The sequence below is a fragment of the Flavobacterium sp. 28YEA47A genome, from assembly GCF_041262125.1.
In the GTDB taxonomy this organism is placed as follows: Bacteria; Bacteroidota; Bacteroidia; order Flavobacteriales; family Flavobacteriaceae; genus Flavobacterium.
Window position 1 is genome coordinate 163,023 of the sequence record NZ_JBGCCI010000006.1, and the last position, 22,563, is coordinate 185,585.

Genomic DNA, 22,563 nt, shown 5'->3' on the forward strand with positions numbered 1-22,563 from the left:
GTTCAAAATTGTATCTACATTCAAAAAAAGATTAAACCACAATAGTTCTTCCGCTATGGATCTTATTTTTATCCGTATCAAAATAAAAATCAATTCTTCCCAAATTAATGCCATAACAACCTACCTGATTCACCAAAGTGTCAATACCATCCAGATTTTTTACAATCGTAGGCCTGTCCAGAAAAGTATGTGTATGTCCTCCAATAATTAAATCGATGTCTCTTGTGGCGGCAGCTAATTTTAAGTCGGAAATCTTGTCTGGATCGTTTTTATAAGCATATCCAATATGCGACAGGCAGATAATAAGATCGCATCTCTCCTGTGTCTTTAAAATGCGTGTCATATCCTGCGATACAGAAACCGGATCATTATAGACTGTTTCTTTGTAATTCTTCTTGTCTACCAAGCCGTCTAATTCAACACCCAATCCAAAAACACCAATCCTGATACCGTCTTTGACAAAAACCTTATAAGGCCTAACAACGCCTTCCAGTATAGTATTTTTAAAATCATAATTGGCACTTACAAAATCAAACTTTGCATTGTGCAATTGCGAATAGAAACCATCAATTCCGTTGTCAAAATCATGATTTCCCATAGTGGCAAGATCATATTTCATCATGCTCATCAACTTAAATTCCAATTCACCACCATAGTAATTGAAGTAGGGTGTTCCCTGGAATATATCGCCGGCATCCAAAAGCAAAACGTTTGGATTTTCCTTACGGATGCTTTCAATCAGGCTGGCACGTCTGGAAACACCGCCCATATTAGGGTTTTTGGCATCGGTTGGCGGAAACGGATCAATATGGCTGTGAACATCATTCGTATGCAATATGGTAATATGCTTTTTGTCAAGTGTATTAAAACTGCTTAATGATAATCCGCCAACCGTTAGTAAGGCCGAACCAGCTACTGTTTTTTGTATAAAATCTCTTCTTTTCATTTTGTGTCTTTTAGGCTTTCTGATTACTCAACAATAATCCTTTTGTTTCTTGGTACCGGAATCGTGTCTGTTTCTTTGAAGTAATCAATCCAGACATTGCGGAGTTTGTAATCTAAGGAAGTCATGGTTCCTTTTTTGAAGAAATTCATGCTATCGCCGCCATTATAAAGATAATCGTTGGTGGCTACATAATAAGTTTTGTTGAGATCCAAAGGTTTTCCCTGTATAGTAATGCTTTTATAAGAAGAAGCATCTTTGTTTAATACGATTTCCATGCCTGCAAGTGGATGCGGCTTCTTTTCAGTAATCAAATAATTGACCATTTCTATAATCTGTGGACCTTTTAAGGCAACAACAACCAATTCGTTTTCAAAAGGCATCAATTCAAAAGCGGTGCGGGTAGTTACATTTCCTTTAGAAATCATGCTTCGGATACCGCCATGATTCAACAGGCAGATATCTACCGATTTATTTTCTCGTTTCAGGAATAATTTGTTAGCGGTTGCAAGCGTTATATCTGCCTGTAAGCTACCAATAGTAGTCTGCCATTCGCCTTTACTTTTGTCTAATGTTTCGGGAGCATAGGCTAAAATCTGGTTCATATCCTTATCAATATTTTCCCGATACGGTTTTATAAATTCTTCGATAGCAGGAGTTTGCGGGTTGGTGTTTGTGATGCCAATCTGCTTTCCTTCAATCTTTGAAACATAAGGCTTTTGGGTCGAGCAGGAAATTGCCAGAAATAATGTTAGGATTGAAACAAATTGTGCCAGTGCAGCGTTATAGTTTTTTTGTTTTAGCATCTGAAATACGGCTTATTTAATTAAATTTGTAATCACAAGTAAAAGTACTATGTTTTTAAATTTTTTCAAGAATTTTTCTGCAAAAAGAACATTAAAAAATAGTTCCCTGCACGTAAAGGGAAACCCATCGGAAGAAAGAATAACAACTGTCGGGTTGTTAATTGATAAGACCTATTTTGAAGACAAGGTAAATCTGATAGAAGAACTTTTAGCAAACGGAATCAAAAGAGAGAACATCCAGATATTATTATATAAAGACCGTTTCAAGAAAAAAGAAACCGTAAATTATCCAAGTTTTAGCCATAAAGATTTGAGCTGGAAAGGAACACTGGAAAACAAAAATGTAAAAGAGTTTGCCGATAAGAAGTTTGACATGCTGATTAGCTATTATGATACTGAAAAAGCACCTTTGATGATTACGACTTTTAAGTCAAAAGCTAATTTTAAGGTGGGATTTTCTACAATCGATAAAAGGCTGAATCATTTTATGATTAATACAAATGCTGAAAACTATAAGGTTTTTGTTTTCGAACTATTTAAATATTTAAAAATACTAAACAAAATATAATATGCAGTCACTTATAGGGACGGGCGTAGCGCTTGTCACACCTTTCAAAAAAGATTTTTCTGTTGATGTCGAGGCTTTAAAAAGAATCGTAAACTACCAGATCGATAACGGAATTGATTATATGGTAGTTTTAGGAACAACCGGAGAACCGGCAACATTAAAAAAAGAAGAAAAAGAATTAGTCATCAAAACCATAATGGAGACTAATAACGGCAGATTGCCGCTGGTTTTGGGTGTTGGAGGTAATAATACTGCAGAAGTTGTTGAAGAGCTAAAAACCAGAGATTTTACAGGCTTTACGGCTGTACTTTCGGTTTCTCCATACTATAACAAGCCAACACAGGAAGGTATTTACCAACATTTCAAAGCAATTGCCGAAGCTTCGCCACTTCCGGTGATTTTGTATAATGTTCCGGGAAGAACTGCGAGCAATGTATTGCCATCGACCGTAATTCGTTTGGCAAATGATTTTAAAAATGTAGTAGCGATAAAAGAAGCTGCCGGCGATATTGTACAGGCTATGAAGCTGATTCAGGGCGCACCAAAAGATTTTCTGGTGATTTCCGGAGATGATATGGTAACGCTTCCAATGGTTTTGGCTGGTGGGGCAGGAGTAATCTCTGTAATTGCGGAAGGATTTCCAAAACAATTTTCAGAAATGGTGCGTTTAGGATTGGAGCGAAAAGTGGATGAAGCCTATAAGTTACACTATCAGATTGCCGACTCAATCGACATGATTTTTGAGCAAGGAAACCCGGCAGGTGTTAAAGAAATCTTTAAAACTTTGGGATTGTCAGAAAATACAGTACGTTTGCCATTAGTCAATGTTAACGAAGATTTAGCAGGCAGAATTGAGCAATTTGTTAAGAAAACAGTACTTTAGTTACTTTAAAACCTAAGATTATGTTATCAAAATCAATAGAAGAAGCACTAAACCGTCAGATTAAGATAGAAGGCGATTCGTCGCAAGTATATCTGGCTATGGCATCTTGGGCAGAAGTCCAGGGATTTGAAGGAATATCAACTTTTATGTTTGCACAATCCGAAGAGGAAAGAATGCACATGCTGAAATTGGTAAAATACATCAACCAAAGAGGCGGTCAGGCTAAAATATCTTCAATTGTGGAACCGGTACTTGATTTGTCAAGCTATAAAGTTCTTTTCAAACAATTATTGGAACATGAAATCAAAGTTTCGGAAAGCATCAATGACCTTGTAGGTATTGCTTTGGATGAAAGAGATTATGCTACGCACAACTTTTTACAATGGTATGTAGCTGAGCAAATTGAAGAAGAGGCAAATGCACGTTACATCCTGGATAAGATCAATCTGATTGGTGATGATAAAGGAGGTTTGTATTTGTTCGACAATGAAATGAAGAACTTTACAAGTCCGGTTACAACTGCAAAATAAATACAGAATTTAATCGTTAAAAAGGTGTCATAATTTATTTGACATCTTTTTTATTTTTGAGTCTTTTAGAGGGCTTGAAAAAATGTTTTTTTAATCTATAATTAATAACTAAATTTGCGGTTGATTTTTAGGAGACCTCAAACAGCTTGAAATCAGTAAATACAATCTTGAAAATGAATAGAATATTTTGCTTACTTATAATTGCGGTTGCTTTTGCTTCATGCAGTCCTTACCAAAAAGCTTTGAAATCAGAGGATATCGCTGTAAAATATGACATCGCTTCAAAAATGTATGACGCTGGAAAATATACAAAAGCAATACGTCTTTTTGAACAGATAGCGCCATCATACAGAGGTAAGCCAGCTGCAGAAAAGATGTTCTATATGTTTGGGCAATCGTATTATAAAACAAAACAGCATTATCTTGCAGCCTATCAGTTCGAAAGTTTTACTTCCAGTTATCCTAAGAGCGAAAAGGCAGAAGAAGCGGCTTATTTGAGTGCTGAAAGCTATTCTAAACTATCACCGAGATATTCTTTAGATCAAGGTGAAACAGACAAGGCAATCGATAAGCTGCAAACATTTATCAATAATTATCCGAATTCGGAATTTCTACCAAAAGCAAACGAAATTGTAAAATCATTACGTGAAAAATTGGAGAAAAAAGCATTCGAGAATGCAAGACAGTATCATACAATAGGAGGTTATACAAGAGATTATTCTGCTGCAATAAAAGCATTGGATAATTTTATTGCTGACTATCCGGGAACGCCGTTCAAGGAACAGGCTTTGTATTACCGATTTGATTCAGCCTATATTCTGGCAATCAATAGTGTGGAATACAAGAAGAAAGAAAGATTGAATTTGGCAAAAGCATCCTATGCTACCCTTATCAAATTCAATGCATCGACATCATATAAAAAAGAAGTCGATGAAAAACTGGCAAGAATCGAGAAAGAATTACAACAATTTTCTAATTAAATAAAAGTCATGGATTTAAAAAAGACTAATGCTCCTGTAAACACAGTTACTTACAATAAGACGATGATTGAGGAACCGACAGGTAATGTGTACGAAGCGATTACGATTATGGCTAAAAGAGCAAACCAAATCAATTCTGAAATCAAAAAAGAATTGACAGAGAAATTGGAAGAGTTTGCTACCTATAATGACAGCTTAGAAGAAATTTTTGAAAACAAAGAACAAATCGAAGTTTCAAAATTCTACGAAAAATTGCCAAAACCACACGCTCTAGCTGTACAGGAATGGCTTGAAGGTAAAATCTATCACAGAGATACTACTAAATAATTTACGATGTCTGTTTTAAGTGGTAAAAAAATAGTGCTGGGAGTTTCCGGTGGGATTGCCGCATATAAAACAGCCTCGCTAGTAAGATTATTCATAAAAGCAGGTGCCGATGTCCAAGTGGTCATGACACCTGCTTCTAAGGATTTTGTGACACCGCTCACACTTTCCACACTTTCTAAAAATCCGGTACATTCCACTTTTTATAATGATGATGAAGAAGCCGTCTGGAATAATCATGTCGAATTAGGTCTTTGGGCTGATTTGATGCTGGTTGCTCCGGCTACTGCAAATACATTGTCTAAAATGGCAAATGGCACCTGCGATAACCTTTTGATAGCAACCTATCTTTCTGCTAAATGTCCGGTTTATTTTGCTCCTGCAATGGATTTGGACATGTACAAGCATCCTTCAACCTTAGCGAGTTTTAAATTATTACAACAGTTTGGTAATATCATGATTCCTGCGGAATCTGGAGAACTGGCAAGCGGACTTTCCGGAGAAGGAAGAATGGCCGAGCCTGAAAATATTATTGCCTTTCTCGAAGCTGATATAGCAAGCAAATTACCGCTAAAAGGAAAAAAAATACTGGTTACAGCCGGGCCAACATACGAAGCAATAGATCCTGTGCGTTTTATAGGAAATCATTCTTCCGGTAAAATGGGATTTGACATCGCAGAACATGCTGCTGGATTAGGAGCTGAAGTGATTCTGATTTCAGGGCCAACTCATCTAAAGCCTAAAAAATCGGGAATCAATCTGATCAACGTGACTTCGGCACAAGAAATGTACGAGGCTGCGCACCGTTACTTTGGAGATGTTGATGCAGCAATAGCTGCTGCTGCCGTTGCAGATTACAGACCCAAGTTTCCGGCCGCACAAAAAATAAAAAAGACAGAAGATGCCTTTACCATCGAATTGGAAAAAACACAAGACATTCTGGCTTCTTTAGGAAAAGTAAAACAAAAACAATTTCTGATTGGATTTGCATTAGAAACGGAGAATGAAATTGAAAATGCAAAATTGAAAATCCAGAAAAAAAACCTAGATTTGATTGTTCTCAATTCATTGCAGGATGAAGGAGCCGGTTTTGGAAAATCGACAAATAAAATTACCTTTATCGACAAGAATTTTGAAATTGAGCCTATGCCTTTGAAAACAAAAGAAGCTGTGGCCGAAGATATTTTAAATAAAGTAATACAACATTTTTATGCGTAAGATATTATTGTTTTTGTTGTTCGCTGCCGGATCTATCCAAGCTCAAGAGTTGAGATGTACCGTAAAAATAAACTATGACCGAATCACGAATGCCAATACACAGATTTTTAAAACACTGGAACGTTCACTAAATGAATTCGTGAATAAGACGCGTTGGACAAATCAGGTATTTGCTGAGAATGAAAGAATTGAATCGACGATGTTTATTAACGTTTCAGGATACAGTTCTGATCAGTTTTCGGCAACAATCCAGGTACAATCTTCTCGTCCTGGTTATAATTCTATGTATTCTTCTCCGGTTTTCAACTTTAATGATAAAGACTTTAATTTCAGATATGTTGAGTTTGAAAACCTGATTTTTAACCCAAACAGCTATGACTCCAATCTGGTGTCTGTGATTGCATTCTACAGTTATATTATTATGGGAATGGATGCTGATACTTTTTCACCAAAAGGGGGAACACAATATTATGAGTTGGCTCAAAATGTGGCAATTTTAGCCCAGCAAGGAGGTTCTAAAGGATGGAATCAGGCAGATGGGAATGTTTCGAGATATTTCCTGATTACAGACCTGATGTCGAATACTTTTGCACCTTACAGAGAAGCCCTATACCAATACCATTCAACAGGAATTGATTTGATGAGCGATGATTTGAAAAGAGGTAAGGAAAATATCAAAAACTCCGTAAAAACTTTGGCTCAAATATATGATATCCGTCCAAATGCATTGCTGACGCGTGTGTTTTTTGACGCCAAGTCAGACGAAATTGTTTCGATTTATACAGGAGGCCCATCTATTGCAATTGCAGATTTAGTTGAAAACCTGAACAGAATTTCTCCGCTGAATTCCAGTAAATGGGGAAAAATCAAATTTTAACCTTAAAATCGAAGCGGTTTATACAATAGCTTTTGCATCCAAGCGGTTCATAATTTATCACTATCTTTAAACGTAAAGGCATTGCTGACGTCACTATCCATAAAGAATTTTGCACTGATTGAAAAACTCGATATTGATTTTTCAGAAAATTTCTCAATAATTACAGGAGAAACAGGAGCAGGTAAATCAATACTTCTAGGAGCCTTAGGATTGGTTTTGGGTAAAAGAGCCGACTTAAGTTCATTAAAAAATAAAGAAGAAAAATGTGTCATAGAGGCACAATTTAATATAGCACGCTACAATCTGGAATCCTTTTTTGATGCTAATGATTTAGATTTCGAAAAAGAAACCATTATCAGGAGAGAAATCCTTCCTTCCGGAAAATCCAGGGCCTTTGTCAATGACAGTCCTGTAAACCTTCAGGAGCTCCAGGAATTAGGAGAGTTTTTGATCGATATCCATTCACAACATCAAACTCAGGAACTTTCAGAAGAAACTTTCCAGTTTGATATCATAGATTCGATGGCTGGAAATTCTGAGGAACTTTCAGAATACAAATCCCTGTTAAAAAAATATCGCAATCTAAAGAGTAATCTCACGGCATTGCAGTCCAGGCTCCAGGAAGCATCCAAAGAACAAGACTATAATTCGTTTCTTTTAGAAGAATTACTGGCTGCAAAACTAAAATCTGGCGAACAGGAAGAATTAGAAAGTGTTTTTGAACAATTGAATAACGTTGAACTAATTAAAGAAAATTTAGATCGTGCCGTTTCAATTGCAGAAGAAGAACAATTTGGAGTGCAGCACAATCTTAAGGAAATTAGGGCATCACTTCAAAAAATAGCGTCTTTTTCTCCGGACTATAATTCCCTATTTGAAAGAATAACAAGCGTATCCATTGAACTTGACGATGTAGTTTCAGAGCTGAACCAAAAAGCGGAATCTCTAATGAGTGACCCTGGACAGTTGGAATTGGTCAGCCAAAAATTACAGGCAATTTATAATTTGCAGCAAAAACATCAGGTAAAAACAGTCGATGAACTATTGCTGATACAGAATGACTTGGATAAAAAGGTCATTTCTGTTGACAGCCTGCAACATGAAATTGAAGAAGCAGAAAAGGAAATCACCGAAAGTGCATCCAAATTGGATGTAATTGCCAAGGTAATTAGCGGAAAAAGACAAAAAGCAATTCCGGTACTGACGGAAAAATTAGTTGCCATTTTGGAATTATTAGGAATGCCAAATGTCCGATTCAAAATAGAGGTGAGTCTGTCAGAAAATTACCATACCAACGGAAAAGACGATTTACAGTTTCTGTTTGCGGCTAATAAAGGTTCCGACTTTGGATTGTTGAAAAAAACAGCTTCAGGAGGAGAAATGTCGAGAATTATGCTTGCTGTAAAATCAATCCTTGCGCAATACCAAAAATTACCAACCATTATCTTTGATGAAATTGACACCGGTGTTTCTGGAGAAATTGCTCATAAAATGGGTGAAATCATGAAAGAAATGAGCAAGACTATGCAGGTATTTGCTATCACACATTTGCCACAGATTGCAGCCAAAGGAAACACTCACTTTAAAGTATTCAAATCGGTTGTGGGCGACCAGACACAATCAGAACTTAAACTGCTTTCTGCCGACGAAAGAATCATTGAAATCGCACAGATGTTGTCCGGAAAAGATATCTCCGATTCGGCCATAAATCACGCCAAGGCCTTGTTGAACTAAAAAAACAAGGTATATTTGCTTAGCTAAACACTAACACATAATTTATACAATATAAATACTGTTTTATGATTATAGAACCAAGAATGAGAGGATTTATTTGCTTGACAGCACATCCGAAAGGAGCGGAGCAAAGCGTTAAAAATCAAATAGAATATGTAAAATCGAAAGGTAAAATCGACGGAGCTAAAAAAGTATTGGTAATCGGTGCTTCTACAGGATTTGGTTTGGCTTCCAGAATTACAAGTGCTTTTGGTTCGGATGCTGCTACTATTGGAGTGTTTTTTGAAAAACCGCCAATGGAAGGGAAAACAGCTTCGCCAGGATGGTACAATTCAGCTGCTTTTGAAGCAGAAGCACACAAAGCAGGACTTTATGCAAAAAGCATAAATGGAGACGCCTTCTCTAATGAGGTTAAAGACCAGACTATAGAACTTATTAAAAAAGATTTAGGACAGGTTGATTTGGTAATCTACAGCTTGGCATCTCCGGTAAGAACTAATCCCGTTACAGGAATTACGCATCGTTCTGTTTTGAAGCCAATAGGAAATACTTTCTCTAATAAAACGGTGGATTTCCACACAGGAAAAGTTTCAGAAATTTCGATTGAGCCAAGCAAGGAAGACGATATTGAAAATACTATTGCCGTAATGGGAGGTGAAGATTGGACAATGTGGATGGAAGCTATGAAGAAAGCTGGTGTTTTGGCTCCAGGAGCTGTAACGGTTGCCTATTCGTATATAGGTCCATCATTAACAGAGCCGGTATATCGTAAAGGAACCATTGGTCGTGCAAAAGACCATTTGGAAGCTACGGCATTTTCGATTACTGAGAGCCTAAAAGATATTGGAGGGAAAGCCTATGTTTCTGTAAATAAGGCATTGGTAACTCAGGCAAGTTCTGCAATTCCGGTTATTCCGCTATATATTTCCCTGCTATATAAAGTGATGAAAGAAGAAGGTATTCATGAAGGAACTATTGAGCAAATCCAAAGACTATACCAACAGCGTCTGTATGCAGGAGGTGAGGTTCCAACTGATGAAAAGGGAAGAATCAGAATTGATGATTGGGAAATGCGTGATGATATTCAGCAGAAGGTAGCTGCGTTATGGGAAAAAGCTACTACTGAGAATCTTTCAGAAATTGGAGATTTAGAAGGTTACAGAAAAGATTTTTATAATCTGTTCGGATTTGAAATAGGAGGAGTAGATTATAATGCTGATGCTAATGAAATGGTAGCCATTGAAAGCATAAAAGAATAATTAAATCAAAACTTTAACACTATAGTAGAAAAATATATTATAGTCATGAAATAAAAATTTAAAGCCTGCATTAATGCAGGCTTTTTGCGTATTATAAGGTTAATCTTACTGTATTTAGTTTCTGCTTTTTTTACCTACTCCTTCAATTTTAACTTTTTAGTCTTTTAAAATTGTTATTTTAGCAGTCTGTTAATCAATTTATACTTTTTTATGAAAAAAATTACGTTATTGCTGATGTTGTTTGTCAGTGTCTTGTCCTATGGACAGGCGTGGACAATAGCATCTTGTTTAGACACGGATTCTGTCAATTACGGACCCATGTACAGTACGACAACTGCTAATGCAACAAGTCGTATGGCCGTAATCTACCCAGCGTCACAATTGAGCGGGATTGCAGGTCAGGTTCTTAATGCTGCTTATTTTAGAAGAGTAAGTGCAAGTGGGACTATGGCTGGTACTCCAAATTTTAAAATCTATTTGAAAGAGGTTTCCAATTCAGATTGGGGATCTGACGCATTAGATTGGGCAACTGCTACTACCGGAGCTGTAATGGTTTATGATTCTAACCCGGCAACAGCAGTTGGTTCTTCAGCAGGATGGAAAAGTTTTGCCTTTACAAATACTTTTACCTATTCTGGAGCACAAAACTTAGCCGTTTTTATGGAATATACAAACGCAACGGCAAGTAGTTCAATTACATGGAGCTATGAGTTTTATGGTCCTTGTATTAATGAGTCAAATTCTAATACTACTAAGTATTCTAATGTTACTACTGGTACTTTGCCAGCGTCTTTGACGTCTACAAATTATAGAAGACCTTTGATTGCGTTTGATTTTGTTGTATCATGTAACGTGCCAACAGCTGTTACTTCAACAGCTGTCACTTCAAACAGTGCAACAGTTAACTGGACAGCTCCTTTAATTGTTCCTTCAGAAGGTTATGAGTACTATTTGAGTACATCTTCTACTACACCACTGCCTTCAGCTACTCCAACAGGATCTGTAGCAGCAGGAGTAACAACAAAAAGTTTTACAGGATTACCTTCAGCTACTCAACACTATGTTTGGGTAAGATCAAATTGTGGTCCTACTGATAAGAGTACTTGGGTTAGAACTACATTTACAACAGCTTGTGGCTTGAATGTTCCTACATATCTTCAAGATTTTAATGGTACTACTTTCCCTCCACAATGTTGGACAACAGCTGGTGCTGGTGATGAATTAACCGGACCAACTGGTACTGCGGCAGGTATCTGGGGTGCAGGTGGTTTCTTAAACGTAGGAACTACTGGTGCTGCCCGAGTTAACCTATACAGTTCTAACAGAAAAGGTTGGCTGATTTCTCCTCCAATCGATATGAGTGCTGGTGGTTACAGAGTTAGATTTGATGTTGGTGTAACAGCCTATTCAGGCACGGGCCCGGCTCAAATTGTATCTGACGATAAAGTTGTTTTCTTGGCATCACAAGATAATGGTGTAACCTGGACAATAATTCATACCTGGGATTCTACGAACTCTCCAACCAATGAAAGAACTTTATATTCTGCAAACCTTCCTTCTTATGTAGGTGCAAATACCAAATTTGCGTTCTATGCAACTGATGGCCCAATTGATGATATTCCAGACTATAATTTTTATGTTGATAATTTCTTAGTTGAGGCGATTCCAAGCTGTGAAGCTCCTTTAAATATTGGAGTTACAGGAATAACACCTGCTGGAGCGATTATTTCTTGGGATGCCGTTACCGGTTCTGCAGGATATGAATATGTTTTGGATCAGGTTGCTACAAACCCAACAGGTGCAGGAACTACAATTACAGCTGCACCATATACTGCTTCAGGTTTAGCAGGAAATACAACTTATTATTTCCATGTTAGAAATAATTGCGGTACAGAATTCAGTGCATGGACAACAAGAAGTTTTAAAACACTACCTAATCCTCCGGCTAATGATGACTGTATAAATGCAGTTACTTTGACGGTAAATCCAAATTTCACATGTACTGCGAAAACAGCTGGTACTTTGTTAGGTGCAACAGATTCTGGTGAACCAGACAACGGAGCAGGTACTCCAAATGATGATGTTTGGTATAAATTCGTTGCTACAGCTACATCTCATAGAATTACACTTTCAAACGTTACTGGAACTCCAACAGATTTAGTACACGAAGTATTGGAAGGAAATTGTGGTGGAGGTCTAATCAGTTTGAATATTAGCGATCCGGATACAAGTAATTTGACTAACCTGATACCAGGAAATACATATTATGTAAGAATTTTCAGTTATTCTGCTGCAACGGGAGCTACGACATCATTTGATGTTTGTGTTGGTACTTTCCCACCACCTCCGGCTAATGATGATTGTATTAATGCTGTGACTTTAACAGTAAACCCTAATTTAGCTTGCGGTGTAAAAACTTCTGGTACTTTACAGTCAGCTACAGATTCTGGAGAAGGCGATAACGGAGCTGGTGTTCCAGATGACGATGTTTGGTATAAATTCGTAGCAACAGCTACTTCCCATAGAATTGTTATTTCGAATGTTGCAGGAACTCCAACAGATTTAGTACATGAAGTACTAGATGGAACTTGTGGAGGAGGTTTGATCTCATTGATTGTAAGTGATCCTAATACAAGTACTGTAACAGGTTTGATTCCAGGATCTACTTATTATGTTAGAGTATTTAGCCTTGCAACAGCTGCAATTACAAATACTACTACATTTGATATATGTATTGGAACTTTGCCAGGCCCGCCTGCTAACGATAACTGTAGTGGTGCTATTGCTTTGACAGTAAATGCTGATTTGGCTTGCGGTGTAAAAACTTCAGGAACTTTACAGTCTGCTACAGATTCTGGCGTGCCGGATAATGGAGCTGGAACTCCAAACGATGACGTATGGTATACTTTCGTAGCTACTACGGGTTCACATACAATTGCTCTTTCAAATGTTGTAGGAAATCAGACCGATATGGTACATGAACTTATGACTGGAACTTGTAACGGTTTAGTAAGTTTGAATGTTAGCGACCCTAATACTTCTACTTATACAGGTTTAACTCCTGGGGCAACGTATTATGTTAGAATTTTCAGCTTCGGAACTGCAACAGATGCTTCTACTACTTTTGATGTTTGTATTGGTAGTTCGGCAGCTCCTGCGGTACCGGCTAATAATGAACCAAGCGGCGCTGTTAATTTGACGATTAACCCGGCATTAACTTGTACTGCCACAACTGCCGGTACAACTATTGGTGCAACCCAATCTGCTGTGCCTGCTCCTGCTTGTAGTGCAGCTGGATTTAATGATGATGTATGGTACACATTTACACCAACAGTTAATCGTGCTAGATTTACATTTACCGGAACGGCAACAGGTACTACAATGGTTGGAGTATTGTACACAGGTACTCCAGGATCTCTTGTAGAAGTAACAGGAAGTTGTGCTGAAGGAAATACTTTGAATTTTGCAAACTTGACACCTGGAACAGTATATTATGCTAGAGTTTTTACAAATTCAGCACTTCCTATTGTGTCAACAGCGTTTACTTTATGTGTTTCAACACCTCCGGTAGTGCCTGTTAACGATAATTGTTCTGGTGCTATTGCATTGACTCCTGCAGGTGATTTTACTACTGGAGCTATTGTTGGAACCGTAGCTGGTGCAACAACTGTAACCGGACTAACATATGCTTGTCAGACGAACCGCGCTGAAGATGTATGGTACTCTGTAGTTGTTCCGGCTTCCGGACGTTTGACTATAGAAACAAAAGCTCAAACAGGATCTACAATGACAGATAGCGTTTTAAGCGTATTCTCCGGAACTTGTACTTCATTAACTGAAGTATCATGTGATGACGATACTGGAGATGGTAACTTCTCCATGTTGACTGTAACAAACCAAACTCCTGGTGCAACATTGTATATCGGAGTTTGGAGATATGGTACTGCTGTTGCAAATACAGGTGAATTTAGAATTGCAGCTTATGATGCGTCATTAAGTACTCCTACCTTTGGTGATGCTAATTTCAGAGCATATCCAAACCCGGTTGTAGACGTATTGAACTTGTCATACACTCAAGAAATCTCTAATGTAGCTGTCTTTAATTTACTTGGACAGCAGGTAATTTCAAAAACAATCGGAGCTACTGATGCTTCTGTTGATATGTCAAGCTTGGCTGGAGGAACTTATTTAGTAAAAGTTACTGTAGACAATCAGGTTAAGACAATTAAGGTAATCAAACAATAATTTGATATAACTTTTCAATAATAATCCCAGCTGTATTTGTAGCTGGGATTTTTTTATTTAAAAACGGTTTATAGCCGTTTTTTTGTGTTTTTACAGTAAGGTAAATTGAATTAAAATTCGGTTTTTTCAGATTGTTTTTTAGTAATATATAGGAAAAATAAGCCTTTCAAAAGGCTATGATTTATTCTGTAAATCTTAAAATTATATTAAAATAATTGGTTATATTGCAGTGTATTAACTAAACTTTTAAACAATATGAAGAAGATTTACTTATTGCTTGTCATGGTCTGCTGGCAAGTCAATTCCCAGACGCTGAATCAATCGGCGGGCTGGCCAAATCCCGCATGGACGATAACGGGTACCTACAATTCTGATCCAGTTGCTTTCGAATCCGATCCGAGAACAACACCTTTTTTTGCTTATGATGATGATGATGCAGGAAATAGCTCGCATGAAGATAACATTGCGGCTGAATCGCCTGTAATTGATCTGACACCGGCTTTTACAGCAGGAGAGACAACATTAGAAATAACAGTACAATATGGCTACTATTATTTGGCTAATGATGTCCTTCGATTTGAATATTGGAATGCTGCTACTTCATCATGGATTCCATGGGGCTCAGCTTCAATACCGGGGAATAATACTACTGTAACCGACAATTTCTGTACTATTCCCAAAACAACTTATACAACAGAAGGTCTTAATATTTCTGCTTTTACTTCGGCACAACTAACAGGATTCAGGTATCGTATTTTTTATGATGATGATCTTGAAGGGCCGGATTGGAATTATGGATTTTGTTTTAGTTCACCAACAATCCGTTCAATTTCATGCGGAGCACCAACAGGATTGGCTGTTACCTCATTAAGTCCAGGAGGTGCTACAATTAACTGGGAGCCTACTTTGGGAATTACAGGTTTCGAATATGTTTTGAACACAACAAGCACGGATCCTACGGGTGCCGGTACAGCAATAACAGCAAATACGTATTCGCCATCGGGATTACCACCAAGTACCGCATATTATTTCCATATAAGAACAATCTGTGCTACAAGCCAAAGTCCGTGGAGGACAGTCACATTTACAACCAGCCCGGCCAATGATAACTGCTCAGGAGCAATAGCATTGACGGTAAACCCGAATCTGACCTGTACTGTAAAAACATCAGGTACGCTTAAATCGGCAACAGATTCTGGCGAGCCAAATGGAGGCGTTGGTACACCTGATGATGATGTATGGTATACTTTTGTGGCTACTGCAACTTCACATAGAGTGCAGCTTTCAAATGTAACAGGAAACCAAACGAATTTAGTACATGAAGTTTTAGAAGGAACTTGTGGCGGAGGTCTTATCAGCTTAAGTATAAGTGATCCGGATACAAGTGCTATAGCCGGTCTTACTATTGGAACTACTTATTATGTAAGGGTATTTAGTTATGGTTCGGATAATAATCCTAATACTACTTTTGATCTCTGTATTGCAACCTTCCCGCCACCGCCTGCAAACGACAACTGTTCCGGAGCTGTAACGCTCACGATCAATGCTAATGCAAGTTGTGCTGTTGTTACCTCAGGAACTCTTACTTCTGCAACAGATTCTGGAGAAGGAAATAGTGGAGTAGGAACTCCTAATGATGACGTTTGGTATAAATTTGTGGCAACACAACCAGTGCATAAAATTTCACTTTTAAACGTAGCAGGATCACCAACAGATCTTGTTCATGAATTGTTAGAAGGGACCTGTGGAGGCGGCTTGATAAGCAGATATGTAAGCGATCCTGATATGAGTACTGCTTCAGGATTAACAGTAGGCACGACTTATTATGTAAGAGTATTTAGCTATTCTTCAGCATCTGGAGCTACATCAACTTTTGATGTTTGCATTGGTGTGCCACCAGTGGGATCTGTATGTGGAAACCCAATTATTGTTACTGGTTTACCATATACTACGACAGACAATACAAATCTGTATGGCGATGATTATGATTTTCCTAATGGTGGAAGTTCAGGATGTGGTGAAGATACTCCAAACTATTATTTGAATGGCGATGACGTAGTGTATGCCTATACACCTAATGTAAACAAATCAATTAACATAAGAATTCCTGGAGCGCCAGGCTGGTCTGCGATTTTGGTTTATACAAGTTGTAATGATATCGGAACTGCTGCTATTGCTTGTGCTTCGGGTAGTGGTAGTGGAAACAGGGAAATTAATCAACTTTCTGTTACTGCCGGAACCACATACTATATTGTTCTTTCGACTTGGCCATCGCCTCAAAGTTTTGCGTATACATTAAATATTACAGAGAATACTTGTACAGCTCCAACAGTAACATTTAGCAGAACCTCAAACTGCGCTGTGTCGTCAGGATTTTTTGTTATTGCTAACATAACAAGTTTGGGTACGGCAACTTCTTTGACGGTTACAGACAATCAATCAAGTCCGGCACAACAAATAACTGCAGCAGGTAACGTTCAGTTCGGGCCTTATCCTAACAATACATCAGTAGTTCTTACGGTAGCAAGTAATCAAGATGCTAATTGTGTCGTGGTAAGCCCTGCTCAAAATCAGCTAGCCTGTCCACCTGTAAACGATAATTGTGTAAATGCAACAGTTATAATTCCAACAGCTACTTTTAGTGTTACTGACGGAACCAATGTTGGAGCTACGGCAAGCTCGACAGAAACCGTGCCGGTTGACTGTAACGGATATGCTGGTGGCGATGTATGGTTCTCAGTAGTTGTACCACCAAGCGGTAACCTGACTGTTCAAACAGGAGATTCAAGCACAGGAGCAAGCGGAGTTGATACGGTTGTTACGGTATATTCCGGAGCTTGCGGTTCACTAGTTCAGGTTGCCTGTGATGATGATGGGGCTGGTACACGCTATTCACTAGTTTCAATGACAGGACTGACTCCAGGTTCAACGTTATACCTAAGAGTGTACGAATATGGAAACGACAATACGGGAGCTTTTGGTATATCTGCCTATGATTCTTCTTTAAAGACTACGTCTTTTGACAACGCAAGTTTTAAGGTGTATCCAAACCCTGTAAAAAACATGCTTCATTTATCTTATACTGAAAGCATGACCGATGTTGCTGTATTTAATTTGTTGGGACAACAGGTGCTTACAAAGAAAATCAATGCTACAGAAAGTCAGCTAGACATGTCGGCTTTGGCTGGTGGAACCTATTTAGTTAAAGTAAATGTAGGTAACCAGGTGAAAACATTGAAAATAGTTAAGGAATAATCAATTCATCAAAATATTATGAAAAGCCACCTTTATTGGTGGCTTTTTTTATACTTTCGTAAAGTATTTTACCCCAAATAATTAACTTATGGAAAAAAACTACTTTGGCTCCATCACTCAAAGAGTAAAAACAAAGGTCTTTTTAAAGTTTCTATTGCTCTTAATCTCCACAAGCACCTTTTCCCAAACAACTTTGATAAGTCCGACTGCTGACGGAGGATTTGAAAACGGAAATACGTTGGCTTCAAATGGCTGGAATGCCGCGAATGCCGCTGTTGATAGTTGGAATGTGGGGAATGTTCCCGGTGTAGGAGCAGGAACACGTTGTGCTTTTGTTTCTTCGACCGGAGGCGCAACCTGGCAATATTCACAGACGAGTTCGGTTATCCATTTGTATAAGGATATAACCGTTCCCGCTAATGAACCAAAAATTGCTATCTCTTTTAGATGGAAAGTTGGAGGAGAAGGAACAGGAACCAATGACTGGGATAATATGAAGGCCTTTTTAGTGCCATCATCCTACAATCCTGTATCTGGCGTTCCGATACCGCCAAACTATCAAATCGGTACGATATATAAATTAAGTTCTACAAATTGGAGCACTGCCAATATTTCTATGGCTGTGGTGCCTGGAATGTCATACAGGCTGGTTTTTAGCTGGAAATCAGATATTTTGGATATCGTGAATCCGCCTGCAGCAATCGACCAGGTTTCTATGATATCCAGCCCGCCAAGAAATTTTACATCTGTAGCATCAGGAAATTGGAACCTACCGGCAACCTGGGATATAAATGCAGTTCCTACTAGCGCTGATAATGCGATAATTTCGACAGGAACAACAGTAACGCTAAACGTAAATAATTTAGCAATCAACGATCTGACGGTAAATGGAACCCTGAATTATGCCACTGCGGCAGCTACATTTGCAGTAAAAGGTAATCTGTTGGTAAATACAGGAGGTAATCTGGATGCTTTTGCCGGTACTACAGGAAAAAGTCTTATTGTTTCCAGAAACCTTACAAATAATGGAAATATTGACCTTTCCAAAGGAACGGCAGTTAATAATATTTTGACATTTGATGGTAGTATTCCTCAAACTGTTGGAGGAACAGGTACGTTTACAAACAATCTTATCAGGAATCTTACCTTTAATAACTCTTCTTCGGGAATAATAACATGGAATTTTAACGATCTTAAGGTAGGGGGCAATCTTACTTTTACAAAAGGGAAAGTAGCTTTAGGAAGCAATACCTTGACTTTGGGTACAGGAGTAGCTGCCGGAACCGGAAATAATGCAATTGGAGCGCTTATCTACACTTCTGGAGGATTTATATCAGGAACTTTTTCAAGATGGTGGGCCAATACCGCTACAGGAACAGCATTGACATCTGGAAATTTGCCAACAGCTCCTTTAGGAAGATATCCTTTTATCAACAGCGCAGGAATTAACAGGGCTGCCTATGTACAACGTGTCACGCCTACAGTTGGAGGACAAATAGCCTGTAAATATGTGGATGCTTCGGCAACCTCAGTATCGACAATTTCCGATGCGGGTTATGTGATTGATTCAAGATATGACGGCAACTGGGCATTTTCGACACCGGGCACAGTTCCCACTTCAGCAACATACAATATTGCGCTTATTGGACAGAATGCTTATTTAGCATCCAACGGAAACAGCAGAATTGTTAGAGAAACAACACCAATTGAAGGTACTCATCTTAACGGTACAAACCTTCCAATGGCACAGAGAATCGGATTGACACTGGCACAGCTAACACAAGCTCCGCTATACATGGGAATTGCTTTTGCCGATACGCCTAATTCTTCGATAGCGAGCGGTAACTGGAATAATGCCGCTATTTGGAGCAAAGGAAATGTACCAAATTGCACAGAAATAGTTAGTATCGCGCCTAATCATACCATAAACGTAAACTCTGCCGGAAACGTATGCAAAAGCCTTACCATTTCTTTGGGTGGAAAACTTTCTGTTTCTGGAGGAGATTTGATGGTAGGATGTACTGACAATAATAACTCGCTAAATGTTTTGGGAGTTTTAGAAGTTACTGCCGGGATCTTGAATATTAACGGTAATATTTCTACATCGTTTGGCTCCGTATTTTCACAGAGTGGAGGAAATATAAACGTGGATGGAAACTCCGGAAACGCAGCAACTAGCGTACCTAACGGAACGCGGATTATCAATATAATCCCTGAAGATCCTGAAAGTCTGAATTGGACAGGAGGAATGCTGACCATAGTTGATCCGCACGCTTCAACAACAGCAAATGATGTTTTAAGAATAGATGGGGCTTTTGATGGCTCTGTAAATGTGACTTCCGGACATACAATCCGATTCGGTGATGGTGTCTCAACACAACCTGGTGGTAATGCCACAAATGGTTTTAGAGTAAATTGTTGGGCAACGGTAACCGGTCTACCTTTTGGAAATGTCATCGTGGAAGGACCGGAAGGAACGAATCGCTATTTGACAAGCACCTATCCGTTAGCTGTTAATGGAAATCTGACAATCAATAATGGTGCGGAGAGCCGAATCGCTACTGTTTATTTAAATGGCAACGTAGCAGTCAATTTGGGAGGAATACTTACGTCAACAACAGGTTTCTTCTTTGCAAATGCAAGATTTGTAAATGAATCAACGGTGGCTTTTGGCTCAAGTTTGAACTTACAACAACTTACCAATAATGGAATTATAAGAAATCTTGCGGTTTCACCTACTGCTAATTTTACAAATATGGTGTTCAATAACGGAAGTCCGGCCGGAGTAACCGTGAATTCACCTATATCATTGAGCGGAACATTGACGCTTAATGAAGGTAAAGTAAATACATCAAATACAAATTTGCTGACCGTAGGAACGGCAACTGCGGCAGGTGATATTGCGGGCGGTTCTGCTACGGCTTACATTAATGGGCCACTGGCAAGAACATTTGGTTCAGGCAGAACGGCAGCAGATACTTATTCTAATGTGACAATCTATCCGGTTGGAAAAGACGGAAGCTATCTGCCGTTTTATATTGATCCGTCAACTTCGGGAGCTTTGCAAATAAAAGGCGAAGCATTTACTGTGAATTCAGGAACTTTTCCATCCAATGTTTCATCACTTTCAAATAACCGTTGGGAGGCTGTCCTTATCGCCGGGAATGCAAATTTGCTGAATGCAAATGTTAGAATTACAGATGCAAGTATAGCTCCAAATAGTAAGATGCTAAAATCAGCAACGGCAAATGGTGAGTATGCCGTATTTTCTCCGGTTTCAATAGTTTCGGCTGGCACTCTAACCACTTATTATCCAATCATAGCTGCTGATTTTACAGGCTATTTCTCTCACGGACAAATAATCTGTACAGGAACCGTAGTAGCTCCAACAGGTAATCCGGTTCAGGATTTCGTGACAGGACAGACGGTAGCTAATTTTATTGTCAATGGAAGCGATATCATCTGGTATGATGCTGAAACAGGAGGCAATATCCTGCCATTGTCAACATTGCTGGTGAGTGGCGTAACCTATTATGCTTCACAGACCATAAATGGTTGCGAAAGCAGTACGAGGCTTGCTGTAACAGCCGGAATTAATTTGGGTATTGATGATTTTGATACAATTGATTTCAAATACTATCCGAATCCGGTATCGAATACACTCAATCTGGTTGCATCAGAAACCATCAATTCAGTAGAAATTTATAATCTTTTAGGACAAAGGGTTTTCTCTAAAAAAGTAGATACAATGCAGGAACAACTTGATTTTTCACAATTGCCAAAAGGAACCTATATTTTAAAGACCGCTATAGGCAACATAATGAAAAATGTAAAAATTGTCAAAAACTAATACATTTTCAAATAGCAATAAAAGCCATCCTCGAACAGGATGGTTTTTTTATTTATAAAAGTTATCTTTGTTAAAGTTTAAAATTCCGTATGAAATTTTCTTTTATAATCCCGGTTTATAACAGACCGGACGAAATAGATGAGCTTTTGCAAAGCCTGGTTTTGCAAAAATACAATCGAGCTTTTGAAGTTGTTGTAGTTGAGGATGGTTCAACCGTTCCGTGCCAGCACATTATAGAGCAGTATCAGGAAAAACTGACTATTTCGTATTATTTTAAAGAAAATTCAGGACCGGGCGATTCCAGAAATTTTGGAATGAGAAAAGCCCAGGGCGATTATTTTTTGATTTTAGATTCAGATTGTATCCTTCCGCCAGACTATCTCTCAGAAGCAGAAAAAGCATTGGAATTGAATTACGTGGATTGTTTCGGAGGTCCTGATAAGGCGTTGGACAGTTTTTCAGACATACAAAAAGCTATAAATTTTTCAATGACTTCTTTCCTGACAACAGGAGGAATTAGAGGAGGTTCTGAAAAAATTGACAAATTCCAGCCCAGGAGTTTCAATATGGGATTATCTAAAAAAGCATTTGAAGCAAGCCAGGGATATGGAAATATCCATCCAGGTGAAGACCCGGACCTTTCTATCCGACTTTGGAAAATGAATTTTGAGACAAGATTGTTCCCAAACGCATACGTTTACCATAAAAGAAGAATTGATTGGTCAAAATTCTACAAACAGGTCAATAAGTTTGGAAAAGCCAGGCCAATATTAGACAGTTGGTATCCGGAATATAGCAAGCTTACTTTTTTCTTTCCAACACTTTTACTTTTAGGATTTATTGGTTCCATCTTGTTTTTGTTATTCGGGATTGGCATTTTTTTGGCTTTATATGGCCTTTATTTTTTAGCCATTTTCATTGTTTCAACCCTACAGAACAAAAGCCTGAAAATAGGGTTCTTTTCCCTTGTTGCCGTAGCGACGCAATTCTATGGTTATGGCACAGGCTTTCTGAAATCGTTTTGGAATATTAAATTGCTAAAGAAGAAACCTCAGGAGGTTTTTCCGGAACTGTTTTTTAAAAATTAAATG

At 38.3% G+C, this 22,563-nt stretch carries 15 protein-coding genes; 13 read left to right on the top strand and 2 right to left on the bottom strand.

From position 1 onward, the window contains the following. Positions 1-31: 31 nt before the first annotated feature. Together ABH942_RS10540 and ABH942_RS10545 are read right to left on the bottom strand one after the other, a co-directional pair. Complete coding sequence (locus tag ABH942_RS10540; RefSeq protein ID WP_370031755.1) at positions 32-946, bottom strand: bifunctional UDP-sugar hydrolase/5'-nucleotidase; 915 nt, start codon at positions 944-946, stop codon at positions 32-34. Positions 947-969: 23 nt separating this feature from the next. Continuing rightward, a complete protein-coding gene (locus ABH942_RS10545; RefSeq protein WP_370031757.1) occupies positions 970-1,749 on the bottom strand; it encodes a 5'-nucleotidase C-terminal domain-containing protein in 780 nt (259 codons plus the stop codon). A gap of 49 nt (positions 1,750-1,798) precedes the next feature. Between ABH942_RS10545 and ABH942_RS10550 the strand changes: the two genes are divergently transcribed. The 13 genes from ABH942_RS10550 (at position 1,799) to ABH942_RS10610 (ending at position 22,560) form a co-directional block, all read left to right on the top strand. Then, the gene (locus ABH942_RS10550) at positions 1,799-2,317 is read left to right on the top strand and encodes a hypothetical protein (RefSeq protein ID WP_370031759.1); all 519 of its coding nucleotides are present in this window, start codon (positions 1,799-1,801) and stop codon (positions 2,315-2,317) included. 1 nt (position 2,318) lies between these two features. Beyond that, complete coding sequence (dapA, locus tag ABH942_RS10555; RefSeq protein WP_370031761.1) at positions 2,319-3,200, top strand: 4-hydroxy-tetrahydrodipicolinate synthase; 882 nt, start codon at positions 2,319-2,321, stop codon at positions 3,198-3,200. A gap of 20 nt (positions 3,201-3,220) precedes the next feature. Then, entirely contained in the window at positions 3,221-3,730 is a 510-nt protein-coding gene (locus ABH942_RS10560) for a ferritin (RefSeq protein ID WP_139998334.1), read from the top strand. A gap of 173 nt (positions 3,731-3,903) precedes the next feature. Further along, positions 3,904-4,710: an outer membrane protein assembly factor BamD gene (locus ABH942_RS10565; RefSeq protein ID WP_370031763.1), complete on the top strand. Its 807-nt coding sequence runs from the start codon at positions 3,904-3,906 to the stop codon at positions 4,708-4,710. Between the two features lie 9 nt (positions 4,711-4,719). Then, positions 4,720-5,037, top strand: coding sequence for a DNA-directed RNA polymerase subunit omega (locus tag ABH942_RS10570; protein ID WP_139998330.1), 318 nt, complete (start codon positions 4,720-4,722; stop codon positions 5,035-5,037). 6 nt (positions 5,038-5,043) lie between these two features. Beyond that, a complete protein-coding gene (gene coaBC, locus ABH942_RS10575) occupies positions 5,044-6,252 on the top strand; it encodes a bifunctional phosphopantothenoylcysteine decarboxylase/phosphopantothenate--cysteine ligase CoaBC (protein WP_370031765.1) in 1,209 nt (402 codons plus the stop codon). Beyond that, the gene (locus ABH942_RS10580; RefSeq protein WP_370031767.1) at positions 6,245-7,129 is read left to right on the top strand and encodes a DUF4835 family protein; all 885 of its coding nucleotides are present in this window, start codon (positions 6,245-6,247) and stop codon (positions 7,127-7,129) included. The genes coaBC and ABH942_RS10580 overlap by 8 nt, the downstream gene beginning before the upstream one ends. Before the next feature lie 81 nt (positions 7,130-7,210). Further along, positions 7,211-8,863, top strand: a complete 1,653-nt coding sequence (gene recN / locus ABH942_RS10585) for a DNA repair protein RecN (protein WP_370031769.1) — start codon at positions 7,211-7,213, stop codon at positions 8,861-8,863. A 65-nt stretch (positions 8,864-8,928) separates the two neighbouring features. After that, complete coding sequence (gene fabV, locus ABH942_RS10590; protein ID WP_370031771.1) at positions 8,929-10,122, top strand: enoyl-ACP reductase FabV; 1,194 nt, start codon at positions 8,929-8,931, stop codon at positions 10,120-10,122. 210 nt (positions 10,123-10,332) lie between these two features. Further along, on the top strand, positions 10,333-14,367 hold the full coding sequence (locus ABH942_RS10595; RefSeq protein ID WP_370031773.1) for a T9SS type A sorting domain-containing protein: 4,035 nt from the start codon (positions 10,333-10,335) through the stop codon (positions 14,365-14,367). A gap of 255 nt (positions 14,368-14,622) precedes the next feature. Next, positions 14,623-17,622 carry a T9SS type A sorting domain-containing protein gene (locus tag ABH942_RS10600; RefSeq protein WP_370031775.1) on the top strand — a complete coding sequence of 1,000 codons (3,000 nt, stop codon included), beginning with the start codon at positions 14,623-14,625 and terminating at the stop codon, positions 17,620-17,622. An 88-nt stretch (positions 17,623-17,710) separates the two neighbouring features. Beyond that, entirely contained in the window at positions 17,711-21,472 is a 3,762-nt protein-coding gene (locus tag ABH942_RS10605) for a T9SS type A sorting domain-containing protein (RefSeq protein ID WP_370031777.1), read from the top strand. An 89-nt stretch (positions 21,473-21,561) separates the two neighbouring features. Beyond that, positions 21,562-22,560: a glycosyltransferase family 2 protein gene (locus tag ABH942_RS10610; protein WP_370031779.1), complete on the top strand. Its 999-nt coding sequence runs from the start codon at positions 21,562-21,564 to the stop codon at positions 22,558-22,560. Positions 22,561-22,563: the final 3 nt, after the last annotated feature.

Excerpts from the sequence above, each read along its gene's own strand:
- ABH942_RS10540 (WP_370031755.1), bottom strand. The coding sequence starts at position 946 with ATGAAAAGAAGAGATTTTATACAAAAAACAGTAGCTGGTTCGGCCTTA.
- ABH942_RS10545 (WP_370031757.1), bottom strand. The coding sequence starts at position 1,749 with ATGCTAAAACAAAAAAACTATAACGCTGCACTGGCACAATTTGTTTCA.
- ABH942_RS10550 (WP_370031759.1), top strand. The coding sequence starts at position 1,799 with ATGTTTTTAAATTTTTTCAAGAATTTTTCTGCAAAAAGAACATTAAAA.
- dapA (WP_370031761.1), top strand. The coding sequence starts at position 2,319 with ATGCAGTCACTTATAGGGACGGGCGTAGCGCTTGTCACACCTTTCAAA.
- ABH942_RS10560 (WP_139998334.1), top strand. The coding sequence starts at position 3,221 with ATGTTATCAAAATCAATAGAAGAAGCACTAAACCGTCAGATTAAGATA.
- ABH942_RS10565 (WP_370031763.1), top strand. The coding sequence starts at position 3,904 with ATGAATAGAATATTTTGCTTACTTATAATTGCGGTTGCTTTTGCTTCA.
- ABH942_RS10570 (WP_139998330.1), top strand. The coding sequence starts at position 4,720 with ATGGATTTAAAAAAGACTAATGCTCCTGTAAACACAGTTACTTACAAT.
- coaBC (WP_370031765.1), top strand. The coding sequence starts at position 5,044 with ATGTCTGTTTTAAGTGGTAAAAAAATAGTGCTGGGAGTTTCCGGTGGG.
- ABH942_RS10580 (WP_370031767.1), top strand. The coding sequence starts at position 6,245 with ATGCGTAAGATATTATTGTTTTTGTTGTTCGCTGCCGGATCTATCCAA.
- fabV (WP_370031771.1), top strand. The coding sequence starts at position 8,929 with ATGATTATAGAACCAAGAATGAGAGGATTTATTTGCTTGACAGCACAT.
- ABH942_RS10595 (WP_370031773.1), top strand. The coding sequence starts at position 10,333 with ATGAAAAAAATTACGTTATTGCTGATGTTGTTTGTCAGTGTCTTGTCC.
- ABH942_RS10600 (WP_370031775.1), top strand. The coding sequence starts at position 14,623 with ATGAAGAAGATTTACTTATTGCTTGTCATGGTCTGCTGGCAAGTCAAT.
- ABH942_RS10605 (WP_370031777.1), top strand. The coding sequence starts at position 17,711 with ATGGAAAAAAACTACTTTGGCTCCATCACTCAAAGAGTAAAAACAAAG.
- ABH942_RS10610 (WP_370031779.1), top strand. The coding sequence starts at position 21,562 with ATGAAATTTTCTTTTATAATCCCGGTTTATAACAGACCGGACGAAATA.